The organism is Rhodanobacter sp. IGA1.0, assembly GCF_040208325.1.
Classification (GTDB): Bacteria; Pseudomonadota; Gammaproteobacteria; order Xanthomonadales; family Rhodanobacteraceae; genus Rhodanobacter; species Rhodanobacter spathiphylli.
Window position 1 is genome coordinate 514,836 of sequence record NZ_CP157948.1, and the last position, 19,243, is coordinate 534,078.

Annotated in this window: 17 protein-coding genes; 8 read left to right on the forward strand and 9 right to left on the reverse strand. The window is 68.2% G+C overall.

Annotation, left to right across the window (positions count from 1 at the left end; all coding sequences use genetic code 11):
- Nucleotides 1–55 precede the first annotated feature (55 nt).
- The 3 genes from ABNK63_RS02190 to ABNK63_RS02200 all read right to left on the reverse strand — a co-directional run bounded on the left by ABNK63_RS02190 (nucleotide 56) and on the right by ABNK63_RS02200 (nucleotide 3,672).
- Complete coding sequence (locus ABNK63_RS02190) at nucleotides 56–1,699, reverse strand: NAD(P)/FAD-dependent oxidoreductase (RefSeq protein WP_350016571.1); 1,644 nt, start codon at nucleotides 1,697–1,699, stop codon at nucleotides 56–58.
- An 87-nt stretch (nucleotides 1,700–1,786) separates the two neighbouring features.
- Nucleotides 1,787–2,293: a DUF1993 domain-containing protein gene (locus tag ABNK63_RS02195; protein WP_007810005.1), complete on the reverse strand. Its 507-nt coding sequence runs from the start codon at nucleotides 2,291–2,293 to the stop codon at nucleotides 1,787–1,789.
- The gene (locus tag ABNK63_RS02200) at nucleotides 2,290–3,672 is read right to left on the reverse strand and encodes a TCR/Tet family MFS transporter (RefSeq protein WP_350016572.1); all 1,383 of its coding nucleotides are present in this window, start codon (nucleotides 3,670–3,672) and stop codon (nucleotides 2,290–2,292) included. The genes ABNK63_RS02195 and ABNK63_RS02200 overlap by 4 nt, the downstream gene beginning before the upstream one ends.
- Nucleotides 3,673–3,799: 127 nt before the next feature.
- Here ABNK63_RS02200 and ABNK63_RS02205 point away from each other — a divergent pair, with 127 nt between their 5' ends.
- Complete coding sequence (locus ABNK63_RS02205) at nucleotides 3,800–5,536, forward strand: hypothetical protein (RefSeq protein WP_007810001.1); 1,737 nt, start codon at nucleotides 3,800–3,802, stop codon at nucleotides 5,534–5,536.
- 40 nt (nucleotides 5,537–5,576) lie between these two features.
- Here the strand turns inward: ABNK63_RS02205 and ABNK63_RS02210 are convergent, their stop codons facing one another.
- Both ABNK63_RS02210 and hemH read right to left on the reverse strand, forming a co-directional pair.
- The gene (locus ABNK63_RS02210; RefSeq protein ID WP_040673592.1) at nucleotides 5,577–6,407 is read right to left on the reverse strand and encodes an alpha/beta hydrolase; all 831 of its coding nucleotides are present in this window, start codon (nucleotides 6,405–6,407) and stop codon (nucleotides 5,577–5,579) included.
- The gene (gene hemH, locus ABNK63_RS02215; RefSeq protein WP_040673591.1) at nucleotides 6,400–7,536 is read right to left on the reverse strand and encodes a ferrochelatase; all 1,137 of its coding nucleotides are present in this window, start codon (nucleotides 7,534–7,536) and stop codon (nucleotides 6,400–6,402) included. Before hemH ends, ABNK63_RS02210 begins: the two co-directional genes overlap by 8 nt.
- Nucleotides 7,537–7,665: 129 nt before the next feature.
- Between hemH and ABNK63_RS02220 the strand changes: the two genes are divergently transcribed.
- From ABNK63_RS02220 to tatC, 4 genes are read left to right on the forward strand one after another with little or no spacing between them, the layout of a single operon-like run.
- Entirely contained in the window at nucleotides 7,666–8,355 is a 690-nt protein-coding gene (locus tag ABNK63_RS02220) for a lipid-binding SYLF domain-containing protein (protein ID WP_050981476.1), read from the forward strand.
- 60 nt (nucleotides 8,356–8,415) lie between these two features.
- Nucleotides 8,416–8,655: a twin-arginine translocase TatA/TatE family subunit gene (gene tatA / locus ABNK63_RS02225; protein ID WP_007809992.1), complete on the forward strand. Its 240-nt coding sequence runs from the start codon at nucleotides 8,416–8,418 to the stop codon at nucleotides 8,653–8,655.
- A gap of 17 nt (nucleotides 8,656–8,672) precedes the next feature.
- Entirely contained in the window at nucleotides 8,673–9,122 is a 450-nt protein-coding gene (gene tatB / locus ABNK63_RS02230) for a Sec-independent protein translocase protein TatB (RefSeq protein WP_007809989.1), read from the forward strand.
- The gene (gene tatC, locus ABNK63_RS02235; RefSeq protein WP_007809987.1) at nucleotides 9,109–9,858 is read left to right on the forward strand and encodes a twin-arginine translocase subunit TatC; all 750 of its coding nucleotides are present in this window, start codon (nucleotides 9,109–9,111) and stop codon (nucleotides 9,856–9,858) included. Before tatB ends, tatC begins: the two co-directional genes overlap by 14 nt.
- A gap of 16 nt (nucleotides 9,859–9,874) precedes the next feature.
- Here the strand turns inward: tatC and ABNK63_RS02240 are convergent, their stop codons facing one another.
- Nucleotides 9,875–12,049, reverse strand: a complete 2,175-nt coding sequence (locus tag ABNK63_RS02240; protein WP_350016573.1) for a primosomal protein N' — start codon at nucleotides 12,047–12,049, stop codon at nucleotides 9,875–9,877.
- Nucleotides 12,050–12,436: 387 nt separating this feature from the next.
- Nucleotides 12,437–13,657, reverse strand: coding sequence for a DUF3667 domain-containing protein (locus ABNK63_RS02245; protein WP_350016574.1), 1,221 nt, complete (start codon nucleotides 13,655–13,657; stop codon nucleotides 12,437–12,439).
- Nucleotides 13,658–13,764: 107 nt separating this feature from the next.
- Between ABNK63_RS02245 and ABNK63_RS02250 the strand changes: the two genes are divergently transcribed.
- Entirely contained in the window at nucleotides 13,765–15,150 is a 1,386-nt protein-coding gene (locus ABNK63_RS02250; protein WP_350016575.1) for an MATE family efflux transporter, read from the forward strand.
- A 46-nt stretch (nucleotides 15,151–15,196) separates the two neighbouring features.
- Complete coding sequence (gene sppA, locus ABNK63_RS02255; RefSeq protein WP_350016576.1) at nucleotides 15,197–17,056, forward strand: signal peptide peptidase SppA; 1,860 nt, start codon at nucleotides 15,197–15,199, stop codon at nucleotides 17,054–17,056.
- A gap of 17 nt (nucleotides 17,057–17,073) precedes the next feature.
- Here the strand turns inward: sppA and ABNK63_RS02260 are convergent, their stop codons facing one another.
- Nucleotides 17,074–17,277: a hypothetical protein gene (locus tag ABNK63_RS02260; RefSeq protein WP_007809979.1), complete on the reverse strand. Its 204-nt coding sequence runs from the start codon at nucleotides 17,275–17,277 to the stop codon at nucleotides 17,074–17,076.
- A 102-nt stretch (nucleotides 17,278–17,379) separates the two neighbouring features.
- On the opposite strand from ABNK63_RS02260, the gene ABNK63_RS02265 reads away from it, so the two are divergent.
- Entirely contained in the window at nucleotides 17,380–18,162 is a 783-nt protein-coding gene (locus ABNK63_RS02265) for an SDR family oxidoreductase (protein WP_350016577.1), read from the forward strand.
- Nucleotides 18,163–18,202: 40 nt separating this feature from the next.
- Here ABNK63_RS02265 and ABNK63_RS02270 read toward each other — a convergent pair whose 3' ends face one another.
- Nucleotides 18,203–19,147, reverse strand: coding sequence for a DegV family protein (locus ABNK63_RS02270; RefSeq protein WP_007809975.1), 945 nt, complete (start codon nucleotides 19,145–19,147; stop codon nucleotides 18,203–18,205).
- Nucleotides 19,148–19,243: the final 96 nt, after the last annotated feature.

Below are 19,243 nucleotides of genomic sequence, written 5' to 3' on the forward strand. Positions count from 1 at the left end.
GGATGCTCCAGAATTGGGGCGTTGCACGGCTGTTCAATGGCAACGGGGGTGATGCTCACCGGGTGATGCTCAAGGCCACCGCCTCGGCGATCCTGATCCCGTCGACGGCGGCGGAGAGGATGCCGCCGGCGTAACCGGCGCCTTCGCCGGCAGGATACAGGCCGCGGGTGTTGAGGCTTTGCAGGCTGTCGTCGCGCTTGATGCGTACGGGTGAGGAGGTGCGCGTCTCCACGCCGGTGAGGATCGCGTCGGGCATCGCGTAGCCGCGGACCTGCCGCTCGAATGCGGGCAGGGCTTCGCGGATCGCGGCGAGGGCGTAGTCGGGCAGGGCGCTGTCCAGGCTGCCAAGCATTACGCCGGGCTTGTACGACGGCTGTACCTCGCCGAACTCGCGCGAGGCCCGGCCGGCGAGGAAATCGCCGACCAGCTGCGCCGGCGCGCTGTAATTTTCGCCGCCCAGCACATAGGCATGGCTTTCCAGCGCACGCTGCAGCGCGATGCCGGCCAGGGGGCCGCCGGCGGGATCGAACGCGGCAAAGTCAGCCGGTTCGATGCCGACCACCACCGCGGCGTTTGCGTTGCGCTCGTTGCGCGAATACTGGCTCATGCCGTTGGTGACCACGCGGCCCGGTTCGCTGGTGGCCGCCACCACGGTGCCGCCGGGGCACATGCAGAAGCTGTACACCGAGCGGCCGCTGCCCGCGTGGCTGCCCTTGCAGTGGTGCACCAGCTTGTAGTCGGCCGCGCCGAGAATCGGATGGCCGGCCTGCGGTCCGAAGCGGGCGCGATCGATCACCGATTGCGGATGTTCGATGCGGAAGCCGATCGAGAAGGGCTTCGCTTCAAGATAGACGCCGCGGGCGTGCAGCATCTCGAAGGTGTCGCGTGCGCTGTGGCCCAGCGCCAGCACCACATGGTCGGAGCGGATCTGCTCGCCGCTGGCCAGGGTGACGCCGCGCACGCGGCGTTCGCCGTCCGTGTCGGTGTCGATCAGCAGGTCGTCCACGCGCTGGCTGAAGCGGATCTCGCCGCCCAGCGACTCGATCGTCTCGCGCATGTTCTCCACCATCGAGACCAGCCGGAAGGTGCCGATGTGCGGCTTGCTGACGTAGAGGATTTCCTCCGGCGCGCCGGCCTTGACGAACTCGGTGAGCACCTTGCGGCCATGGTGCTGCGGATCGCGGATCTGGCTGTACAGCTTGCCGTCGGAAAACGTGCCGGCGCCGCCCTCGCCAAACTGCACGTTGGACTCCGGATGCAGCTCGCGCTTGCGCCACAGGTCCCAGGTGTCCCTGGTGCGCTCGCGCACGGCCTTGCCCCGGTCGAGGATGATCGGGCGAAAACCCATCTGGGCCAGGACCAGTCCCACGAACAGCCCGCAGGGACCGAAACCGATCACCAGGGGACGATGGGGCAGTTGCGCGGGCGCCTTCGCCACGAAGTGGTAGTCGGTGTCCGGCGTCGGTTGCACGTGCGGATCGTCGGCATGGTGCTGCAGCAGCTCGGCCTCGCGCGGCGTGTCGATGTCCACGGCATAGATCAGCGCGATCGCGCCGCGCTTGCGCGCGTCGTGGCCACGCCGCGCCACGGTGAAGCTGCGGATGTCGGTCGCCGCGAGGTGCAGGCGCTTGCGGATCGCCGCCGCCAGTTCGGCCTCGTCGTGATCGAGGGGCAGCTTGAGGTCGCTCAGTCGCAGCATGGTCCAGCGTTCCGTGAAGGCATCAGTTGCATGCGACGATTTTCGCAGATATCGCGCCGCCGCGAAGGTCGCGGCGGCGCGCGGCGATCAGGCCTGGCCGATGAAGTCGGTCTTGCCGATGTCGGTGCCGGCCTCGCGCAGGATGTTGTACGCGGTGGTGCAGTGGAAGAACAGGTTGGGCAGCAGGAAGTGCAGCAGGTAGGTCTGGCCGTCGAAATTCATCTCGCCGTTGCGCATCTTCAGGTGGATGGCGCGGGTCTCGCTGCCGTCGATCTGCTCGGCGGTGAAGCTCCTGATGTATTCGATCGAGCGCTCGATCCGGCTGTATGCCTGGGCCAGCGTGGTCTCGTTGTCCTCGAAGGACTGCGGCTCGGCGCCGGCCAGGCGGGCGGTGCCGCGGGTGGCCATGTCGCAGGCGATCTGGATCTGCTTGATCAGCGGCAGCATGTCGGGGATCAGTCGCGTCTGCAGCAGCACTTCTTCGCTGACGTTCTTCGCCTTCGCATGTTCCTCGCCCTTCTTCAGCACGTGGGTGAGGTTGCCCAGCGCGCGGACGAAAACGGGAACGGCGGCCTGATGCATGGAAAGTGTCATGGGTGGGTTTCCTGGGGTGGGTGGGTCAGGGGTGGATGGGTCTGCGGATGGGGCGGTGAAGGCGGGTGGAGCGCGGCGAATGGCGGCATGTCGCCGGGCGGGACATCGGGTAGCGGGTCCGCGGGCGGGGCGACGGCGGCGGATTTCCCCGCTCCGCGCGTGGCGCGGGCGGCGATCACCAGGCCGATCAGCATCAGCGTGGCCGAAAGCAGGAAGGCTACACCCGGCAGATGGATGGCTGAACCCGGGGCGATCGACAAGGCGAAGATCTGCGCGAACAGGTACGGCCCGAAGATGCCCGCGAAACTGCCCAGGCTGCCGATCGCGCCCTGCAGCCGGCCCTGTTCGGACGGGTCGACTTGCTGCGTCATCAGCGACTGGATCGGCGGCATCGCCAGACCCCACAGCGCCAGCAGCGGAATGCCGAACAGGAAGACCCGACCCACGTCGGCCAGCCCCATCACCAGGAACGCGCCCACGCCGAACAGCATGCCGGCCAGCAGCACGCGGCGCTCGCCGAAGCGCGGCGCCAGCCTGCCGGTGAGCACCGCCTGCACGAAACCGTCGCAGCCACCGACCAGCATCAGCACGTAGCCGACCGCCTGCGGGCCCCAGTGATAGCGGTAATCCGCATACAGCACGAATACCGTCTGCAGCACGTAGTGCGCGAGGTAGACCAGGAACAGCACCACTGCCAGCTGGAACACCTGCCGCTGGCGGCGCAGCAGTTTCAGCGAGCCGAACGGGTGCGCGCTGTGCAGCTCGATGCGGGCGGTGCGGCGCTCCTTCGGCAGCGATTCGGGCAGGATGAAACAGCCGTACAGGAAGTTGCACAGCGCCAGTGCCGCGGCCACCCAGAACGGCAGGCGCAGCGCGATGCCGCCCAAGAAGCCGCCCAGCCCCGGCCCGATGATGAAGCCCAGTCCGAACGCGCTGCCCAGGATGCCGAAGGCGGCGGCGCGCTTCTCCGCCGGGATGATGTCGGCGACATAGGCATTGGCCGTGCTGAAGCTGGCCGCGGTCATGCCCAGCAGCACGCGCGCCCCGAACAGCAGCCACAGCGTGGGTGCCAGCGCCAGGATCACGAAATCCACGGCCAGGCCCAGGTTGGAAATCAGGATCACCGGCCGCCGCCCGAACCGATCGGACAGCGCGCCCTGCACCGGCGAGAACACGAACTGCACGATCGCGAACACCGTGCTGAACACGCCCACCCACCACGCCGCCCGGGCAATGCCGCCGCCGGCCAGCTGCTCGATCAGGTGCGGCAGCACCGGAATGATGATGCCGAACGCCAGCATGTCCAGCAGCACGGTGACGTAGATGAAGGCCAGCGCGGCGCGATGGCGCGGAGCGACAGGCATCGGCGACTGGTCCATGGGCGTGGCGAGGCGGAGGGACTGCGACGATAGCCGAAGCGGGGGCGCCGCGGCATGTGCATCCGGTCAGGTATCGGCGCGGCATCGGCGCGATACCATGGAGCATTCTCCTGCCAGGACTTCCCTCATGGTTCGACGTCTGCTTCCCGTCTGTCTGCTGCTGGCGCTCGCCGGCTGCTCTTCCCACCAGGACGCGCCGGCGCAGGCGCCGGTGTCGAAGGAGGAACTGGCTCCCGCGCCCGCCGCCAGTGCACCCGCCGCCGCAGCGCCGGATGCCGGCGAGTCCGTCGCGGCCGTGCGCAAGCATCTGGCCGACTATGCCACGGTGAAGCTCACTGCCGACCTGTCGAAGTTCGATGCGCAACAGCAGCAGATGATCGCGTTGCTGGTCGAGGCAGCGGACAGCATGAACGCGCTGTACTGGAAGCAGGGCTGGGGCGACAGGGACGCGCTGCTGGCGAAGATCAGCGATCCGTCGGTGCGCGAATTCGCCGAGATCAACTACGGCCCGTGGGACCGGCTGGACAACGACAAGCCCTTCGTCGACGGCATCGGTCCGCGTCCGGCCGGCGCGCAGTTCTACCCGGCCGACATGACGAAGGAGCAGTTCGAGCAGTCGCCGCTGAAGGACAAGACCGGGCTGTACACCCTGCTGCGTCGCGACGACAAGGGTCAGCTGATCAGCGTGCCCTACCACGAGGCGTACAAGGCCGAACTGGAAAAGACCGCCGGCCTGCTGCGCGAAGCCGCGAAACTGGCGAAGGATGCCGGCTTCCGGAAATACCTCACGATGCGCGCCGACGCGCTGCTCAGCGATGACTACCAGGCCAGCGACTTCGCCTGGATGGACATGAAGAGCAACCCGGTCGACATCGTGATCGGCCCGATCGAGACCTACGAGGACCAGCTGTTCGGCTACAAGGCCAGCTATGAATCCTACGTGCTGATCAAGGACCAGGCCTGGAGCGCGAAACTCGCGCGCTTCGCCAAATACCTGCCCGAGCTGCAGCGTGGCCTGCCGGTGGCCGACAAGTACAAGGCGGAGAAGCCCGGCTCCGACGCCGACCTCAACGCCTACTTCGCCATCTACTACGGCGGCGACGCCAACGTGGGCGCCAAGACCATCGCGATCAACCTGCCCAACGACGAGCAGGTGCAGCTGAAGAGGGGCACCCGCCGCCTGCAGCTGGAAAACGTGATGCAGGCGAAGTTCGACAAGATCATGCTGCCGATCGGCCATGAGCTGATCGCCGACGACCAGCAGAAGAACCTCACCTTCGACGCGTTCTTCCAGAACACCATGTTCCACGAAGTGGCGCACGGCCTCGGCATCAAGAACGTGCTGGACAAGAGCGGGCTCGACAGCAAGGTCACCGTGCGCAAGGCGCTGAAGGACCAGGCCTCCAGCTTCGAGGAAGGCAAGGCCGACATCCTCGGCCTGTACATGGTCAGCAAGCTGGCCGACAAGGGCGAGCTGGACAAGTCCAGGCTGATGGACAACTACGTCACCTTCCTCGCCGGCATCCTGCGCTCGGTGCGCTTCGGTGCTTCCGACGCGCACGCCAAGGCGAACATGGTGCGCTTCAACTTCTTCAAGCAGCAGGGCGCATTCAGCCGCGATGAGACCACCGGCCGCTACCGCGTCGACTTCGACAAGATGACCGCGGCGATGAACGCGCTGTCGGCCAAGCTGCTGACCATCCAGGGCGACGGCGACTACGAAGCGGCGAAGCAGCTCACCGAACAGATGGGCAACGTCGATGCCCAGCTCGCCGGCGACCTGAAGCGACTCGACCAGGCGCACATCCCGGTCGACATCCGTTTCGAGCAGGGGCTGGACGTGCTGGGCCTCAAGCAGCCCTGATGCGTGAGTACGTGAGGACGTAGGGCGGGCAGTGCCCGCCCTACGCGGCGGCGATCCAGTCGGCGACGGCCTGCGGGTGTTCCAGGTGCAGGTGATGGCCACCGTCCATGTGCGTCACGGCGATGTTCGCCACGCAGGCGGCGCGCGCCTGCATCATCGCGTCGGGCAGGTACGAGGTGGCCGGCTGCGCCAGCAGCAGGGCGGTGGGTGCGGTGATGCCGCGCAGCAGGGCCTGCACCTGCGATTCGGCCAGTCGGCTGGCGCTCGATCGGGTCAGCCGTGGATCGCTGCGCCAGCGCCAGCCGCCGGCGGTTTCGATCAGCCCCCGTTCGACGATGGGACGGGCCAGCTCGGCGGCCAGGCCGCTGACCATGCTGCGCGCCTCGACCGCCTGCTCGATGCTGTGGAATACGCGCAGGGGCTTGTCGCTGCGTGGCGCGAGCGTTTCGCGAAAGCGCTGCAGCGTGTGCGAGCCGTCGTCGCCGAGCGGGCCCAGTCCCTCGATCAGCAGCAGCCGCTCGATCCGCTCCGGCCGCGCGCTGGCCACCAGCGCGGCGACGCCGGCGCCCAGCGAGTGGCCGAGCAGGGTATGGCGCGCAAGCTGCAGGGCATCCGCCGCGGCCAGCACGTCGCGCACGTAGTCGAGGAAATGGTAGTTGCTGCCGGCGGGCAGGTGATCGGAATGGCCGTGGCCGGGCAGTTCCAGCGCGATGACATGATGGTGTTGCGCCAGCAGGGGCGCCAGCCGCGCAAAGCTGCCGGCGTTGTCGAGCCAGCCATGCAGGGCCAGCAGGGGCGGCAGTGCGGCGTCGCCCCAGCACTGTGCGCGCAGCGACCGCTGCGGCAGGTCGATCGTGACGAACTCACTCATCGCCGGCACGAATGGCCGTTGCCCGCTGCCCCGCCCGGATGCGCCGTTGCCGTTGCCCGGCGGCATCGTAGTCGGCGGCGAACTCGGGCCAGCCCTGGGTGTGCCGCAGCACCAGTGCGGCGAGGGCGTCGACCTGCTCCTGGCTGTCGTTGAGCGCGGGGATGTAGCGCAGCGTTTCGCCGCCGGCACCGATGAAGAAGTCGCGGTTCTGCATGGCGATCTCTTCAAGCGTCTCCAGGCAGTCCACCGCGAAACCCGGGCAGGCCACGTCGAGCTTGCGCACGCCCTCGGCGGCGAGCCGGCGCACGGTGGCGTCGGTGTACGGATGCAGCCAGCGCTCGCGACCCACCCGCGACTGGAAGCTCACCACCAGCTGTTGCTGGTCCAGCTGCAGGCGCTCGCGCAGCAGCCGTGCAGTGGCGTGGCACTGGCAGAAATACGGATCGCCTTCGTGCAGGTAGCGCTCGGGAATGCCGTGGAAGGACAGCAGCAACTTCTCGCCGCGGCCGTGCGCGGCCCACCAGCGTTCGATACTCCGCGCCAGCGCCTCGATGTGCGCCGGATCGTCGTGATAATCGTTGACGAGGCGCAGTTCCGGCGGCCAGCGCAGCTGCTTGATGGTGTCGGCGACCGCATCGAGCACCGAGCCGGTGGAGGTGCCCGAATACTGCGGGTACAGCGGCAGCACCAGCAGCCGGCGCACGCCTTCGCGCTGCAGCTCTTCGATCGCCTGGCGCACCGAAGGCTCGCCATAGCGCATCGCCAGCGCCACCTTCACCGGCGCCTGTGGCCGTTGCCGGGCGATTTCCGCCTGCAGTGCGGTGGTCAGCGCCTCGCTGCCGAAACGCAGCGGCGAGCCGCGGGTGCCCCAGATCTTTGCGTAGGCGTGCGCCGAGCGCTTGGGCCGCACGCGCAGGATCACCCCGTGCAGGATCAGCCACCACAACCAGCGCGGATACTCGATCACCCGCGGATCGGCGAGGAACTCCGCCAGGTAGGGGCGCACCGCACGGGCCGTCGGCGCGGTCGGCGTGCCCAGGTTGACCAGCAGGACGCCAGCCTGAACGGGCTGAACATCCGGGTCATGGGAATAGCCGGCAAGGCCGGTATAGTTGTTGCGAAATGGCATGGTGGTGATCGTGACGACGTCGATCAGGCGAGTCTGCCACAAGCCCGGCATCCCCACGGCGTCGGGCCGGGTTCCACCCGTGTCCCCGATTCCAGCCGAAACCGATCCCGAACCGAAGCGGAGCTGCCCATGTTGAACAAATCAATGCGACGACTGCTGCTGATCGGCATGGCCCTGTTGCTGCCGGCGCTGGCTGCGCATGCCGAGGATCCGCCGCTGGTGCGAGCCAGCAATGCCGTGCGCGTGATGAACGACATCATGCAGGCGCCGGACAAGGCGATTCCCCAGGACCTGCTGCGCAATGCGCGGGCCATCGCGGTGATTCCGGACATGATCAAGGCCGGTTTCATCTTCGGCGGTCGCCGGGGCGAAGGACTGATCTCGGTGAAGAGCCCGGACGGTACCTGGTCCAATCCCAGCTTCATCACCATGACCGGCGGCAGTGTGGGGTTCCAGGCCGGCGTGTCCTCCACCGACGTGATCCTGGTATTCCGCACCCAACGCGGCGTGGATTCGATCGTCAACGGCAAGTTCACCCTCGGCGCGGACGCTTCGGCCGCGGCCGGCCCGGTGGGTCGTACCGCCAGCGCCTCCACCGATGCGCAGATGAAGGCGGAAATCTATTCGTACTCGCGCAGCCGCGGCCTGTTCGCCGGTGTCGCACTCGACGGTTCGGCGCTGCGCATCGACTATGATGCAAACGCTGCGGTGTATGGCGCCGGCGTGACCCCGCGGCGCATCTTCGAGGGTGGCGTCAGCAACGTGCCGACGCCCGTGGTGGACTTCCGCGACCGCCTCGAAGAGTACACTTCGCGCTGATGCGGAACGCCGGCCCGTGCGGGCTGGCGTTTCCGGTTCGATCCGTTTTCGAGGTAATACATGAGCATCTGGCACCTGATCATCCTGCTGGTCGTGGTCGTAGTGATCTTTGGCACCGGCAAGCTGCGCAACATCGGCTCCGATCTCGGTGGTGCCATGCGCGACTTCAAGAAGGGGCTGAACGGCGACGAGGAAGAAGCCAGGCGCAAGGAAGATGCCGAGCGGCTGCGGGCCGATCCGCCCGCGTCGTCCGCTGGCCAGACCACGCAGAGTCAGCGCGACTCCAGCGATCCGAAGTAAGCCGGCGGGTTGCGGCGATGATCGAGATCAGCTTCGGCAAGCTGGTGCTGCTGGCGCTCATCGCGCTGATCGTGCTCGGCCCGGAAAAGCTGCCGGGCGCGGCGCGCACCGCCGGTGCGCTGCTGCGCCGCATGCGCAGTGGCTGGGACAACGTGCGCGCCGAAGTGGAGCGCGAATTGCAGATCGAGGAAATCAGGCGCACCGCGCGCGAGGCGGCCGCCCGCGCCGAGGCGGCGCAGGCCGAACTGGACGCGGCCGTGCAGAAGGTCCGCGACGTGGGCAACGAGATTCCGCCGTCTGCCGCGACAGCAGTCGAGGCCAGCGGGGAACCCCCGGTCATGCTGCCGCTGGCGCAGGCGCCCCCAACGCCCGCCACCGCAGCCGATGCCGCCGGGTCCGACGATCGTACCGGCGACCTGTTCGCCACGGTGAAGTCTCCCGCGGAGCCGCCGCATGGCCACGCCTGAGCCCGACATCGACCTGCAGCAGGGCCTGTTCTCGCACCTGCTGGAGCTGCGCACGCGCCTGCTCAAGGCCTGCGCCACGGTGCTGCTGGTGCTGCTGGTGCTGGTGCCGTTCGCCAACCGCCTGTACACCGAACTGGCCGCGCCGCTGGTGGCACGCCTGCCGCAGGGCGCGCACCTGATCGCCACCGAGGTGGCCAGCCCGTTCGTGACGCCGCTGAAGCTGGCGTTCTACGCAGCGCTGTTCATCAGCATGCCGATGATCCTGTACCAGCTGTGGGCCTTCGTCAGCCCCGGGCTGTACAAGCACGAGAAACGCCTGGCCCGCCCGCTGCTGGCCGCGGCGCTGGTGCTGTTCTACGTCGGCTGCGCGTTCGCCTATTTCCTGGTGCTGCCGGCGGCGTTCCGGTTCCTCACCGCGGTCACTCCGCAGGGCGTGGAGATGATGACCGACATCACCCACTACCTCGACTTCGTGATGCTGATGTTCTTCGCCTTCGGCCTGTGCTTCGAAGTGCCGGTGGCGGTGGTGGTGCTGGCCGCGGTGGGCATCGTGGACGTGGACAAGCTGCGCAGCGGCCGTCGTTACGCGATCGTGGGTGCGTTCGCGGTCGCCGCCTTCATCACCCCGCCGGACATCACCTCGATGATCATGCTGGCGGTGCCAATGTGCCTGCTCTACGAGCTGGGCGTGCTGGCGGTGCGCTGGCTGGTGAAGCCGACTCCTGCCGGCAGCTGATCGCGCGCCAACGGCTTCAGTACAGATCGATCGGGTCCACATCCAGCGACCAGCGCAGCTTGCGTGCCAGCGGCAGCGCGGCCAGGGCCGTTTGCCACGAGCGCAGCATGCCGTGCAGGCTGCGCCGGCTTTGTGCTTCCAGCAGCAGCTGGGCGCGATGACGCCCGGCGCGCAGCGGCATCGGTGCGGGCATCGGGCCGGCGATCTGCAGCGAGTCGTCCTGCGGCAAGGCCGCGCGTGCGCTGGCCAAGAAGGCGTCCACATCTTCGCGCCGTACCGACTCGGCCCGCAGCAGCACCTGATGGCTGTATGGCGGCAACTGGATCAGCCGGCGTTCGGCCAGCAGTTCGCGCGCCGCCGCCGCATAGCCTTGGGCCAGCAGGCTGCGCAGCAGCGGGTGTGCCGGCTGATGGGTCTGCAGCACCACGCGGCCGGGCTTGCGCGCGCGCCCGGCGCGTCCGGCCACCTGCACCACCAGCTGGGCCAGCCGTTCGCCCGCGCGGAAGTCGATGCTGTGCAGGCCTTCATCGACACCGACGATGGCGACCAGGGTGAGATTGGGCAGGTCGTGGCCCTTGGCCAGCATCTGGGTGCCGACCAGGATCGCCGGCTGGTCGTCGGCCAGCGTTTCCAGCAATTGCTCGAAGGCGTCCCGGCGCCGGGTGGTCTCGCGATCGACGCGCAGCACCGGCACCTGCGGGAACAGCGTGACCAGCGCCTCCTCCAGCCGCTCGGTGCCCTGACCCTGCGGCTTGAGGTCGCCGGCGCCGCATGTCGGACAGGCCTGCGGCGGCCGCTGGCGGTAGTCGCAGTGATGGCAGATCAGTTGGCGCCGACCCGCGTGGAGGGTCAGCGGCCGCTCGCAGCGTGGACAGTCGGCGTGCCAGCCGCAGGCGTGGCACAGCAGCACCGGCGCGTAGCCGCGACGGTTGCGGAACACCAGCGCCTGCTCGCCGCGCGCCACCGTCTCCGCCACCGCGGCCAGCAGGGCGGGCGACATGCCGTGCTCCAGCCGCTGCGCCCGCATGTCGATGATCTGCACCTGCGGCGGCCGGACCGCGCCGGGGCGTGCGCGCAGGTGCAGGGTGCGGTAGCGGCCGGCCTCGGCGTTGGCCAGCGATTCCAGCGATGGCGTGCCCGAGCCCAGCAGCACCGGCACGCCGAGCGCCCGGGCGCGCACCACGGCCAGGTCGCGGGCGTGGTAGCGGAAGCCGTCCTGCTGCTTGTAGGAGCCGTCATGTTCTTCGTCGACGATGATCAACCCGGCCTGCGGCAGCGGGGTGAAGATCGCCGAGCGGGTGCCCAGGATCACCCGCGCCGTGCCGGCGCGGGCACGCAGCCAGGCGCGGGCGCGATCGCCCTCGGACAGGTTCGAATGCAGCACTTCGATCAGCACGCCGAGCCGCTGGCGCAGGCGCCGCACGGTCTGCGGCGCCAGACCGATTTCCGGCACCAGCAGCAACGCCTGCTTGCCTTGGGCGAGCACCTGCTCGATCAGCGCCAGGTAGACCTCGGTCTTGCCGCTGCCGGTGACGCCGTCGAGCAGGAAGGGCTGGAAGCTGCCGAGGCTGGCGCCCACCGTGGCTACCGCCTGCTGCTGTTCCTCGTTGAGTTGCGGCGCCGGCGATGGCGGCGGACGTTGATCCGCTGGCGGGCGTTCGCTGCGTTCGAGCAGGCCGGCCGCGGCGAGCCGCCTGGCCGCTTCGCGCCAGCCCGGCAGGCGCTCGGTCAGTTCCTGTGCGCTCAACGCTGCCGTGGCGAGCAGGGCCAGCAAGGCCTTGCTGCCGCCGCGCCGGTTGCCGGCCTCGTGGGCGTGGTGGCCGGCCGCGGCAAGCGACCAGTATTCGTCGCCGATCAGCGGCAGCGGCTTCGCCTCGCGCAGGGCCAGTGGCAGCGCATTCCCGTAGGCCTCGCCCGGCGCGCCGAGCCAGTAGTCGGCGGCCCAGGCCAGGGTCTGCATCAGTTCGGCGTCGAGCAGCGGCTCGTCATCCAGCAGACGGGTTACCTGCTTCAACCGGCTGCCCTCGACGGCGGCGGCGGGCTCGATCGCCACCACCACACCGACACGCTTGCCGCGGCCGAACGGCACCAGCACCCGACTGCCCACGCCAGCCTCTCCCATGGCCGGTGGCAGGTAGTCGAACAGGGTGGGCAGGGGCACCGGCAGGGCGATGCGCAGGACGGCTGGCATGGGCGACCTCATGGGCGGGTCAGTGTAACCGCCGGCCTCGTCCGGCTGGCCACGCCGTGTGCGGCCCGTCGTACGGAGTTGCGTGAACTTGCTTCCCGTCTATCGAGGAGTCGAGGGTAAGTGGCTATCCCGGGGAGGGTTTTACCCTTATCCACAGCGGCTGTGGATAAGTCTGTGGATGCAACGGGGAGGGGGGGCCGCAAAGGGCGTGGTGGCGCCCTTCATGACGGCTTGACGACGTTTTGGTCACGCAGAAAATTTCTTTTCAATCAAATACATGTAAAATGCGTTCGGGCATGGTTCACACAATTGACAAACTCGCGAGCAGTGCCTTGACAGCTACTTGACGCTGTGCAAAACCGCCGGCAGAGCCTCCGAAAAGCGGGTTCAATGAGCCATGCCCAGCAACGCGGCGATCGTCAGCGCGAAGATCAGCAGCCAGAAGTAGAACCAGCCGATGAACCAGAATTTCACCACGGTCATCGGCCAGCCCTGGTGGTAGATCCGTTTCTGCATGATCAGCAGGCACATCGGTATCCACAGGATCAGCAGGGTCTGCACCCAGCCCAGCACCTCGCCGGTCCACGCCGCATGCGGACGCAGCCAGGTCGACAGCATGCCGACGAGGGTGATCAGCAGCAGGCTCATGAACATGAAGGCGTGGCTGTGCAGGGCCACGATCAGGTGTTCCATGTACAGCCGCCGCCGGAACACGTAGAACAGCTTGAGCAGGCCGGCGAACACCGGGATCAGCACGAACATGGTCATCGGCAGCGCGCCGAAGACGCCATTGATCATGCGTTGCTTGGCTTCGGCGCGGGTCGCGGGGTCGCCGTCCTTGAATGCCCGCACGTTGTCGTGGAAGCGCTGGGCCAGCGTGGTCAGGCGGGCGTTGGCCACGTCCGGCAGCCAGCTGACATGGATCGGTTCGGAGGCTTCCCTGGTGCTGTCGGACCGGGCTTTGGCTGGCGTGGTGCTGTCGACGCTCCGTGCCGGCGCCGGCGCCGGTGCCGGTGCCGACCCCGGCGATCCCGCGACGGAGCTGGCCGGCATCGGGGCGGCGCCCAGCGCAATCAGGCGCAGGTTGGCTTTCCGGCGAAGTTCCTGATCGGCGACCTGGATGCGTTCCAGCGCCTTGGGCGGCAGCACGCCGGTTTCCCGCGCGCTCTGCAGACCGTCAAGTTCCTGCTTCAGCGCCTTGCGCACTTCAGCCGGAGTGGCGGCGTCATCGATCCCCGAGCTGTCGACCTTCACCAGGGGCAGTCCGGTTGCGGGGATCTTGTCGGCAAGCTGGTCGATCGCCAGGTGAAACACGAAGAACGACAGCAGGCACAGCACGAACATCAGCCGGAACGGGGCGATGTAGCGCACCCGCCGACCAGCGAAATATTCCAGCGTGAGAAAGCCCGGCTTCAGCAGCAGTGGCGGCAGCGTGTGCACGATGCGACCGTCGATGTGCAGCACCGTCTCCACGGTCTCCTCGAACATGTGGTGCATCGGCTTGAGCACGCTGTGGATCGACTGCCCGCACTCGTGGCAGAACTCGCCCTGCATCGGGGCGCCGCAGTTGGCGCAATGCAGTCCTTCGTAGCTGGTGAGCTGCTTCATGGCAGTCCGTAGTCCGTCGCAGCGGGGAATAGTCGCACAGGTTGCCCGGGCGGCGGCCGTGACGAATGGCTCAGGTAGAATGGCCGGCTCTGGAGTCTGCTGTGTCGATGAAACCCTTCCGTCCCGAACGTGCCCGTCTGCAGCACGAGGTGCGCGCCACGGTGCGCCTTGCGCTGCCGTTGATCGCTGCCCAGCTGGCGGCGATCGGCAGCAACGTGATCGACACCGTGCTGGCCGGTCACGTCAATGAACACGTGCTGGGCGCGGTGGCGGTGGGCGCGAACATCTGGTCGCTGGCGATCGTCAGCGGCATCGGCATGATGATGGCGGTGCCGCCGTCGGTGGCCCAGCTCGATGGTGCCGGGCGCCGGCCGGAGGTGGGCGCGGTGTTCCACCAGGCGCTGTGGATGGCGCTGGGCATGGGCGTGCTGCTGTGGTTCGCGGTGCGCCACGCGGAACCGCTGATCGATTTCATCGGGGTGACGCCGAGCCTGCGCCACGACGTGCAGCGTTTCCTGCTGGCGATCAGCTGGGGTGCGCCGGCGCTGACCTGCTACTTCGCGCTGCGCGGCCTGTCCGAAGGACTGTCGCTGACCCGGCCCTCGATGTATTTCAGCCTCGGCGGGCTGGTCCTGCTGATCCCGCTGGGCTATGTACTGATGTTCGGCAAGCTGGGCATCCCGCCGCAGGGCGCGCACGGCTGCGGCGTGGCCACGGCGATCGTGCTGTGGCTGGAGATGCTGGCGTTCGGCATCTATGTGGCCTTCCGCCGCAACTACCGCGGGCTGGGGCTGTTCGAGCGTTTCGAATGGCCGGACCTGCGCCGGATCGGCCAGCTGCTGCACATCGGCCTGCCGATGACGGTGACCCTGCTGGCCGAAGCCGGGCTGTTCGTGGCCACCGCGCTGATCATCGCCACGCTGGGCGAGTCGGTGATCGCCAGCCACCAGATCGCGATCAACATCGCCTCGTTCTTCTTCATGATCCCGCTGGGACTGGCGATGGCGATCACCGTGCGGGTGGGCAATGCGGTGGGGCGCGGCGACGAACAGGGCGTGCGCTACGCGGGCTTCTGCGGGATCGGCCTGACCCTGGTGACCCAGCTGGTTTCGGCCGGCTTCATGCTGGGCCTGCCCCATTTCATCGCCACGCTGTACACGCGCGATCCGAAGGTGATCATGCTCGCCGCGCAACTGATCATGCTGGCCGGCGTGTTCCAGTTTTCCGACGGCATCCAGGTGGCCGCCAATGGCGCGCTGCGCGGGCTCAAGGACACCCGCGTGCCGATGGCGATCACCCTGTTCGCGTACTGGGTGGTCGGCATGCCGGTGGGCTGGTGGCTGGCGTTCCACCACGGCATGGGCGCGCGGGGCATGTGGATCGGCCTGATCGCCGGCCTGTCGGTGGCCGCGGTGATGCTGTTCACCCGGTTCTGGCGCAGCGCCTGGAAACAGCGCTGGCGCCGCCACCTGTCGATCACGGCAGCGGCCTGACCCTCGACCCGCTACGCTGGCCCATCAAACACGGATTACCCATCGCATGACCTCACCGCCACCGCTCCGTCGCAACGGCTTCTGGGCCTTTCTCTGCGCCGTGGGGCGTTTCATCAACGGCTGTCGGCTGATCATCATCAACGTGGTGTTCTTCGGCCTGCTGTTCATCCTGCTGCTGGTGCTCGGCGCCGACGTGGACCGCACGGTGCAGTCCGACAGCGTGCTGGTGATCAAGCCGCGGGGGCAGCTGGTCGAGCAGTCCAGCATCGATCCGCTGCAGCGCGCGCTCGACGGCTTGTCCGGCGAAGAGCCCCGGCAGGTGCAACTGCGCGACCTGACCGGCGCGATCGATGCCGCGGCGAAGGACCCGCGGATCAGCCGCATCCTGCTGCTGCCCGACGAATTGCAGGGCGGCGGCTTTGCCGCGTTGCGCGAAGTCGGCGCGGCGCTGGACCGGTTCCGCGCGGCGGGCAAGCCGGTGATCGCCTGGGGCGTGAACCTGGACCAGGGCCAGTATTACCTGGCCGCCCACGCCGACCGGCTGCTGGTCGATCCGCAGGGCGGCGTGATGCTCACCGGCCTGGCCAACTACCGGCTGTTCTACAAGGACCTGCTGGACAAGCTCGGCGTGGACGTCCACCTGTTCCGGGTCGGCGAGTTCAAGAGCGCGGCCGAGCCGTACATCCTCGACCACGCCTCGGCCGAGGCGAAGCAGGCCGACAGCTACTGGATGGGTGGCCTGTGGACGGGCTACCTGGCCGAGGTGGCGCAGCTGCGCAAGCTGGACCCCGCCACGTTGCGCGACGACGTCGACAACCTGCCTGAGCATATCGCGAGCACCCAGGGCAACCTCGCCGAGCTGGCGCTGAACCAGCACCTGGTCGACGGGCTGGCCACACGGGCCGACCTGATCGCGATGATGCGCAAGGAAGGCGTGCCGGCCGACCGCAAGGGCCACGACTTCCGCCAGATCGCGCTGGACCGTTATGCCTCCGCGGTGTCGCGCGATGGCGACCTGCCCGCCGCGGGCGTGGCGATCGTGGTGGCCGAGGGCGAGATCGCCGGCGGCAGGCGCGGTCCGGGTTCGATCGGTGGCGAATCGACGGCGGCGCTGATCCGCGGCGCCCGCGAGGATCGCAAGACCAGGGCGCTGGTGCTGCGGGTCAATTCGCCCGGCGGCGAGGTGTATGCCGCCGAGCAGATCCGCCGCGAGGTCGAGCTGACCCGCGCGGCCGGCATTCCGGTGGTGGTCTCGATGGGTGACGTGGCGGCCAGCGGCGGCTACTGGATCTCGATGAATGCGAACCGCATCTTCGCCGAGCCCAACACGATCACCGGATCGATCGGCATCTTCGGCCTGTATTACACGGTGCCCGGCACGCTGGCCAGGCTCGGCGTGCAGAGCGACGGCGTCAGCACCGGCCCGATGGCCGGCGCGTTCGACATCACCCGCCCGCTCGATCCGAAGGTCGGCACGGTGATCCAGACGATCATCGACAAGGGCTATCGCGATTTCGTGGGCAGCGTGGCCAAGGCCCGGGGCAAGAGCTACCAGGCGATCGACGCCATCGCGCAGGGGCGGGTGTGGACCGGCGAGCAGGCGCTGCAGCGTGGCCTGGTCGACCAGCTCGGCGGGCTGGACGCGGCGGTGGCCGAGGCGGGCCGTCTGGCCCGGTTGGGCAAGGACTATCCGGTGCGCTACGTGGAACCGCCGCAAGGCGGCTTCGAGCGCTTCCTGATGGGCCTCAGCCAGAGCGCCAGCGTGCATGTGCTGCAATCGTTCGGCGTGCGCCTGCCGGACTGGGTCGCCCAGCTGCCGGCGAAAGCCCCCGAACTGCAGTTGCTGCGCAATGCGAAGGCGGGCACGCCGAACATCTATGCGGACTGCCTGTGCCGTCCGCGTTGAGCTGAGGCCGCCAGCGGCTACTGCCCCGCGGCCTCGATCTGCTTGTCCTGCTCGGCGGATTTTTTCTCCAGCGCCTTGCTGACGTCCTTCGCGCGCTGCTCGTCGGCGCGCATCGCGTCGAACGGCGTGCTGACCGCGGCCGGTTTCGCCTGCGGTTCGGGCGGCTTGCGCGAGCATGCGCCCAGCGCGGCAAGGCAGAGCAGGAGCGGCAGCAGCTTCATGGCGATGTCCGTGCGTGATGGATGCGGCGAGTGTCCCGCCAGTGGCGGGCGCCAGGCAAGGAACGCGTTGGCAGCCTGCGTATGAGGCTTTAAGCTGACCGCATGAACAGCCGCCTCGATGCCTGGCAACTGCAAGGCCACAACGCCCTGATCACCGGCGCCAGCAAGGGTATCGGCCACGCCACGGCGCGCGAGCTGGCCGGGCTGGGCGCCAACCTGCTGCTGGTGGCGCGCGATGCGGATCATCTGGAGCAGGTCAGGGTCGAGATCGCCGACGATTTCCCCGCCAGCGAGGTGATGGCGTTCGCCGCCGACGTCAGCGAAGCGGAGGACCGGCTGGCCGTGTTCGACTGGATCGCCGACCTGGGCACGCCGCTGTCGCTGCTGGTCAACAACGCCGGCGGCAACCAGCCCGCCGCCACCCTCGACTATCGCGTGGACGACTGGCGCCGGATCTTCGAGCAGAACCTTTTCAGCGCATTCGAGATGTGCCGGCTGGCGCACCCGCAGCTGGTGCAGCACGCGCATGCGGCGATCGTCAACGTGGGTTCGGTGTCCGGGATGACCCATGTGCGCACCGGCTCGCCCTACGGGATGAGCAAGGCCGCGCTCCACCAGCTCACCCGCAACCTGGCCGCCGAGTGGGCGGTGGACGGCATCCGGGTCAACGCCGTGGCGCCTTGGTACATCCGCACCCAGCGTTCCGAACCGGCGCTGGCCGATGCCGACTACCTCGACGAGGTGCTCGATCGCACGCCGCTGGACCGGATCGGCGAACCGGAGGAAGTGGCCGCGGCGATCGCCTTCCTGTGCCTGCCCGCGGCCAGCTACATCACCGGCCAGGTGCTGGCGGTGGATGGCGGCTTCCTGAACTACGGCTTCTGAGCCAGGCCAGGCCCAGCAAGGCCTGGCGCGCGCGGCGGGATCAGAATTCGGCGACGTGGTCCTCGGCGGCAAAGCCGACCGTGACCGCGCCTTCGCCCACGTTGACCATGCCGGTGATGCTCATCGGCGCTTCCATCAGCTCGACGCCGCATTCCTCGCAGGCCTGGCGCAGCTCGAGATAGCCGGGCAGGTGCTCCAGCACGGCAAGGTCGCCGCCGTAGCTGGCGCACACCATGGGCACGATCAGGCCGGCGCGGACCCGTTTGGTCACGTAGCCGAACAGCGCCTCGGCGCCCTGCTCGAAGCCGCGGACCTTGCCGACCGGGCCGGTTTCGCCCTGGAAACAGCGCAGGATCGGCTTGATGTCGAGCGCCGAGCCCAGCATGGCACTGACCAGGCCCACGCTGCGATCGTTCTTCTTCTTGGCGCGGGCGCGCAGGTAGTAGAGGTCGCGCGGCAGCATGTAGCCATAGCTATGGTTGGCGACATGGGTGAGCCGCTCGCGGATCGCCGCAGGCGGTTCGTCGGCGGCGATCAGGCGGGTCGCCTCGTAGATCGCCGGCGCGGCGCCGGCGAAGATGTTGCGGGTGTCGACCACGCGCATCATGAACGGGCCGGGGACGCCGGCCTGGTCGCGTGCCTGGCGGTAGTTCTTGAGGATGGCGAAGCTGGCCTTGTTGACGTGCTCGTTGATCGGGCTGCGGGTGGCGGTGATGGTCAGGCAGAACACGCAGTCCTGTTCCAGCACCAGTTTTTCCAGGAACAGCTTCTGGACCTCTTCCACCGGGCACGGTTCGGTCTCGGCCGAATGGCTGCGGTTGCCCAGCCGGCGATTGATGAAGCGCTGGATCTCCTCCGGCCGGCGGTCATCCATGAAGACTTCGCGGTCGATCCGGACCGTGATCGGCATCACCGCGATGTCGTGTTTCTGAAGGAACTCCTGCGAAAGATCGCAGGCCGCATCGATTGCCAGACCCATCCGCATCAGGTAGTCCCCCCGCAACATTGATGGCAGGCGAAACATAACATGAGGGCCGTGATTGTGGCGTCTGTCGCGACTTTGGACGAACACCGCGACGAT

Bases quoted from the DNA above. Each gene is read 5' to 3' on its own strand.
- ABNK63_RS02190 (WP_350016571.1), bottom strand. From the start codon at position 1,699: ATGCTGCGACTGAGCGACCTCAAGCTGCCCCTCGATCACGACGAGGCC.
- ABNK63_RS02195 (WP_007810005.1), bottom strand. From the start codon at position 2,293: ATGACACTTTCCATGCATCAGGCCGCCGTTCCCGTTTTCGTCCGCGCG.
- ABNK63_RS02200 (WP_350016572.1), bottom strand. From the start codon at position 3,672: ATGGACCAGTCGCCGATGCCTGTCGCTCCGCGCCATCGCGCCGCGCTG.
- ABNK63_RS02205 (WP_007810001.1), top strand. From the start codon at position 3,800: ATGGTTCGACGTCTGCTTCCCGTCTGTCTGCTGCTGGCGCTCGCCGGC.
- ABNK63_RS02210 (WP_040673592.1), bottom strand. From the start codon at position 6,407: ATGAGTGAGTTCGTCACGATCGACCTGCCGCAGCGGTCGCTGCGCGCA.
- hemH (WP_040673591.1), bottom strand. From the start codon at position 7,536: ATGCCATTTCGCAACAACTATACCGGCCTTGCCGGCTATTCCCATGAC.
- ABNK63_RS02220 (WP_050981476.1), top strand. From the start codon at position 7,666: ATGTTGAACAAATCAATGCGACGACTGCTGCTGATCGGCATGGCCCTG.
- tatA (WP_007809992.1), top strand. From the start codon at position 8,416: ATGAGCATCTGGCACCTGATCATCCTGCTGGTCGTGGTCGTAGTGATC.
- tatB (WP_007809989.1), top strand. From the start codon at position 8,673: ATGATCGAGATCAGCTTCGGCAAGCTGGTGCTGCTGGCGCTCATCGCG.
- tatC (WP_007809987.1), top strand. From the start codon at position 9,109: ATGGCCACGCCTGAGCCCGACATCGACCTGCAGCAGGGCCTGTTCTCG.
- ABNK63_RS02240 (WP_350016573.1), bottom strand. From the start codon at position 12,049: ATGCCAGCCGTCCTGCGCATCGCCCTGCCGGTGCCCCTGCCCACCCTG.
- ABNK63_RS02245 (WP_350016574.1), bottom strand. From the start codon at position 13,657: ATGAAGCAGCTCACCAGCTACGAAGGACTGCATTGCGCCAACTGCGGC.
- ABNK63_RS02250 (WP_350016575.1), top strand. From the start codon at position 13,765: ATGAAACCCTTCCGTCCCGAACGTGCCCGTCTGCAGCACGAGGTGCGC.
- sppA (WP_350016576.1), top strand. From the start codon at position 15,197: ATGACCTCACCGCCACCGCTCCGTCGCAACGGCTTCTGGGCCTTTCTC.
- ABNK63_RS02260 (WP_007809979.1), bottom strand. From the start codon at position 17,277: ATGAAGCTGCTGCCGCTCCTGCTCTGCCTTGCCGCGCTGGGCGCATGC.
- ABNK63_RS02265 (WP_350016577.1), top strand. From the start codon at position 17,380: ATGAACAGCCGCCTCGATGCCTGGCAACTGCAAGGCCACAACGCCCTG.
- ABNK63_RS02270 (WP_007809975.1), bottom strand. From the start codon at position 19,147: ATGCGGATGGGTCTGGCAATCGATGCGGCCTGCGATCTTTCGCAGGAG.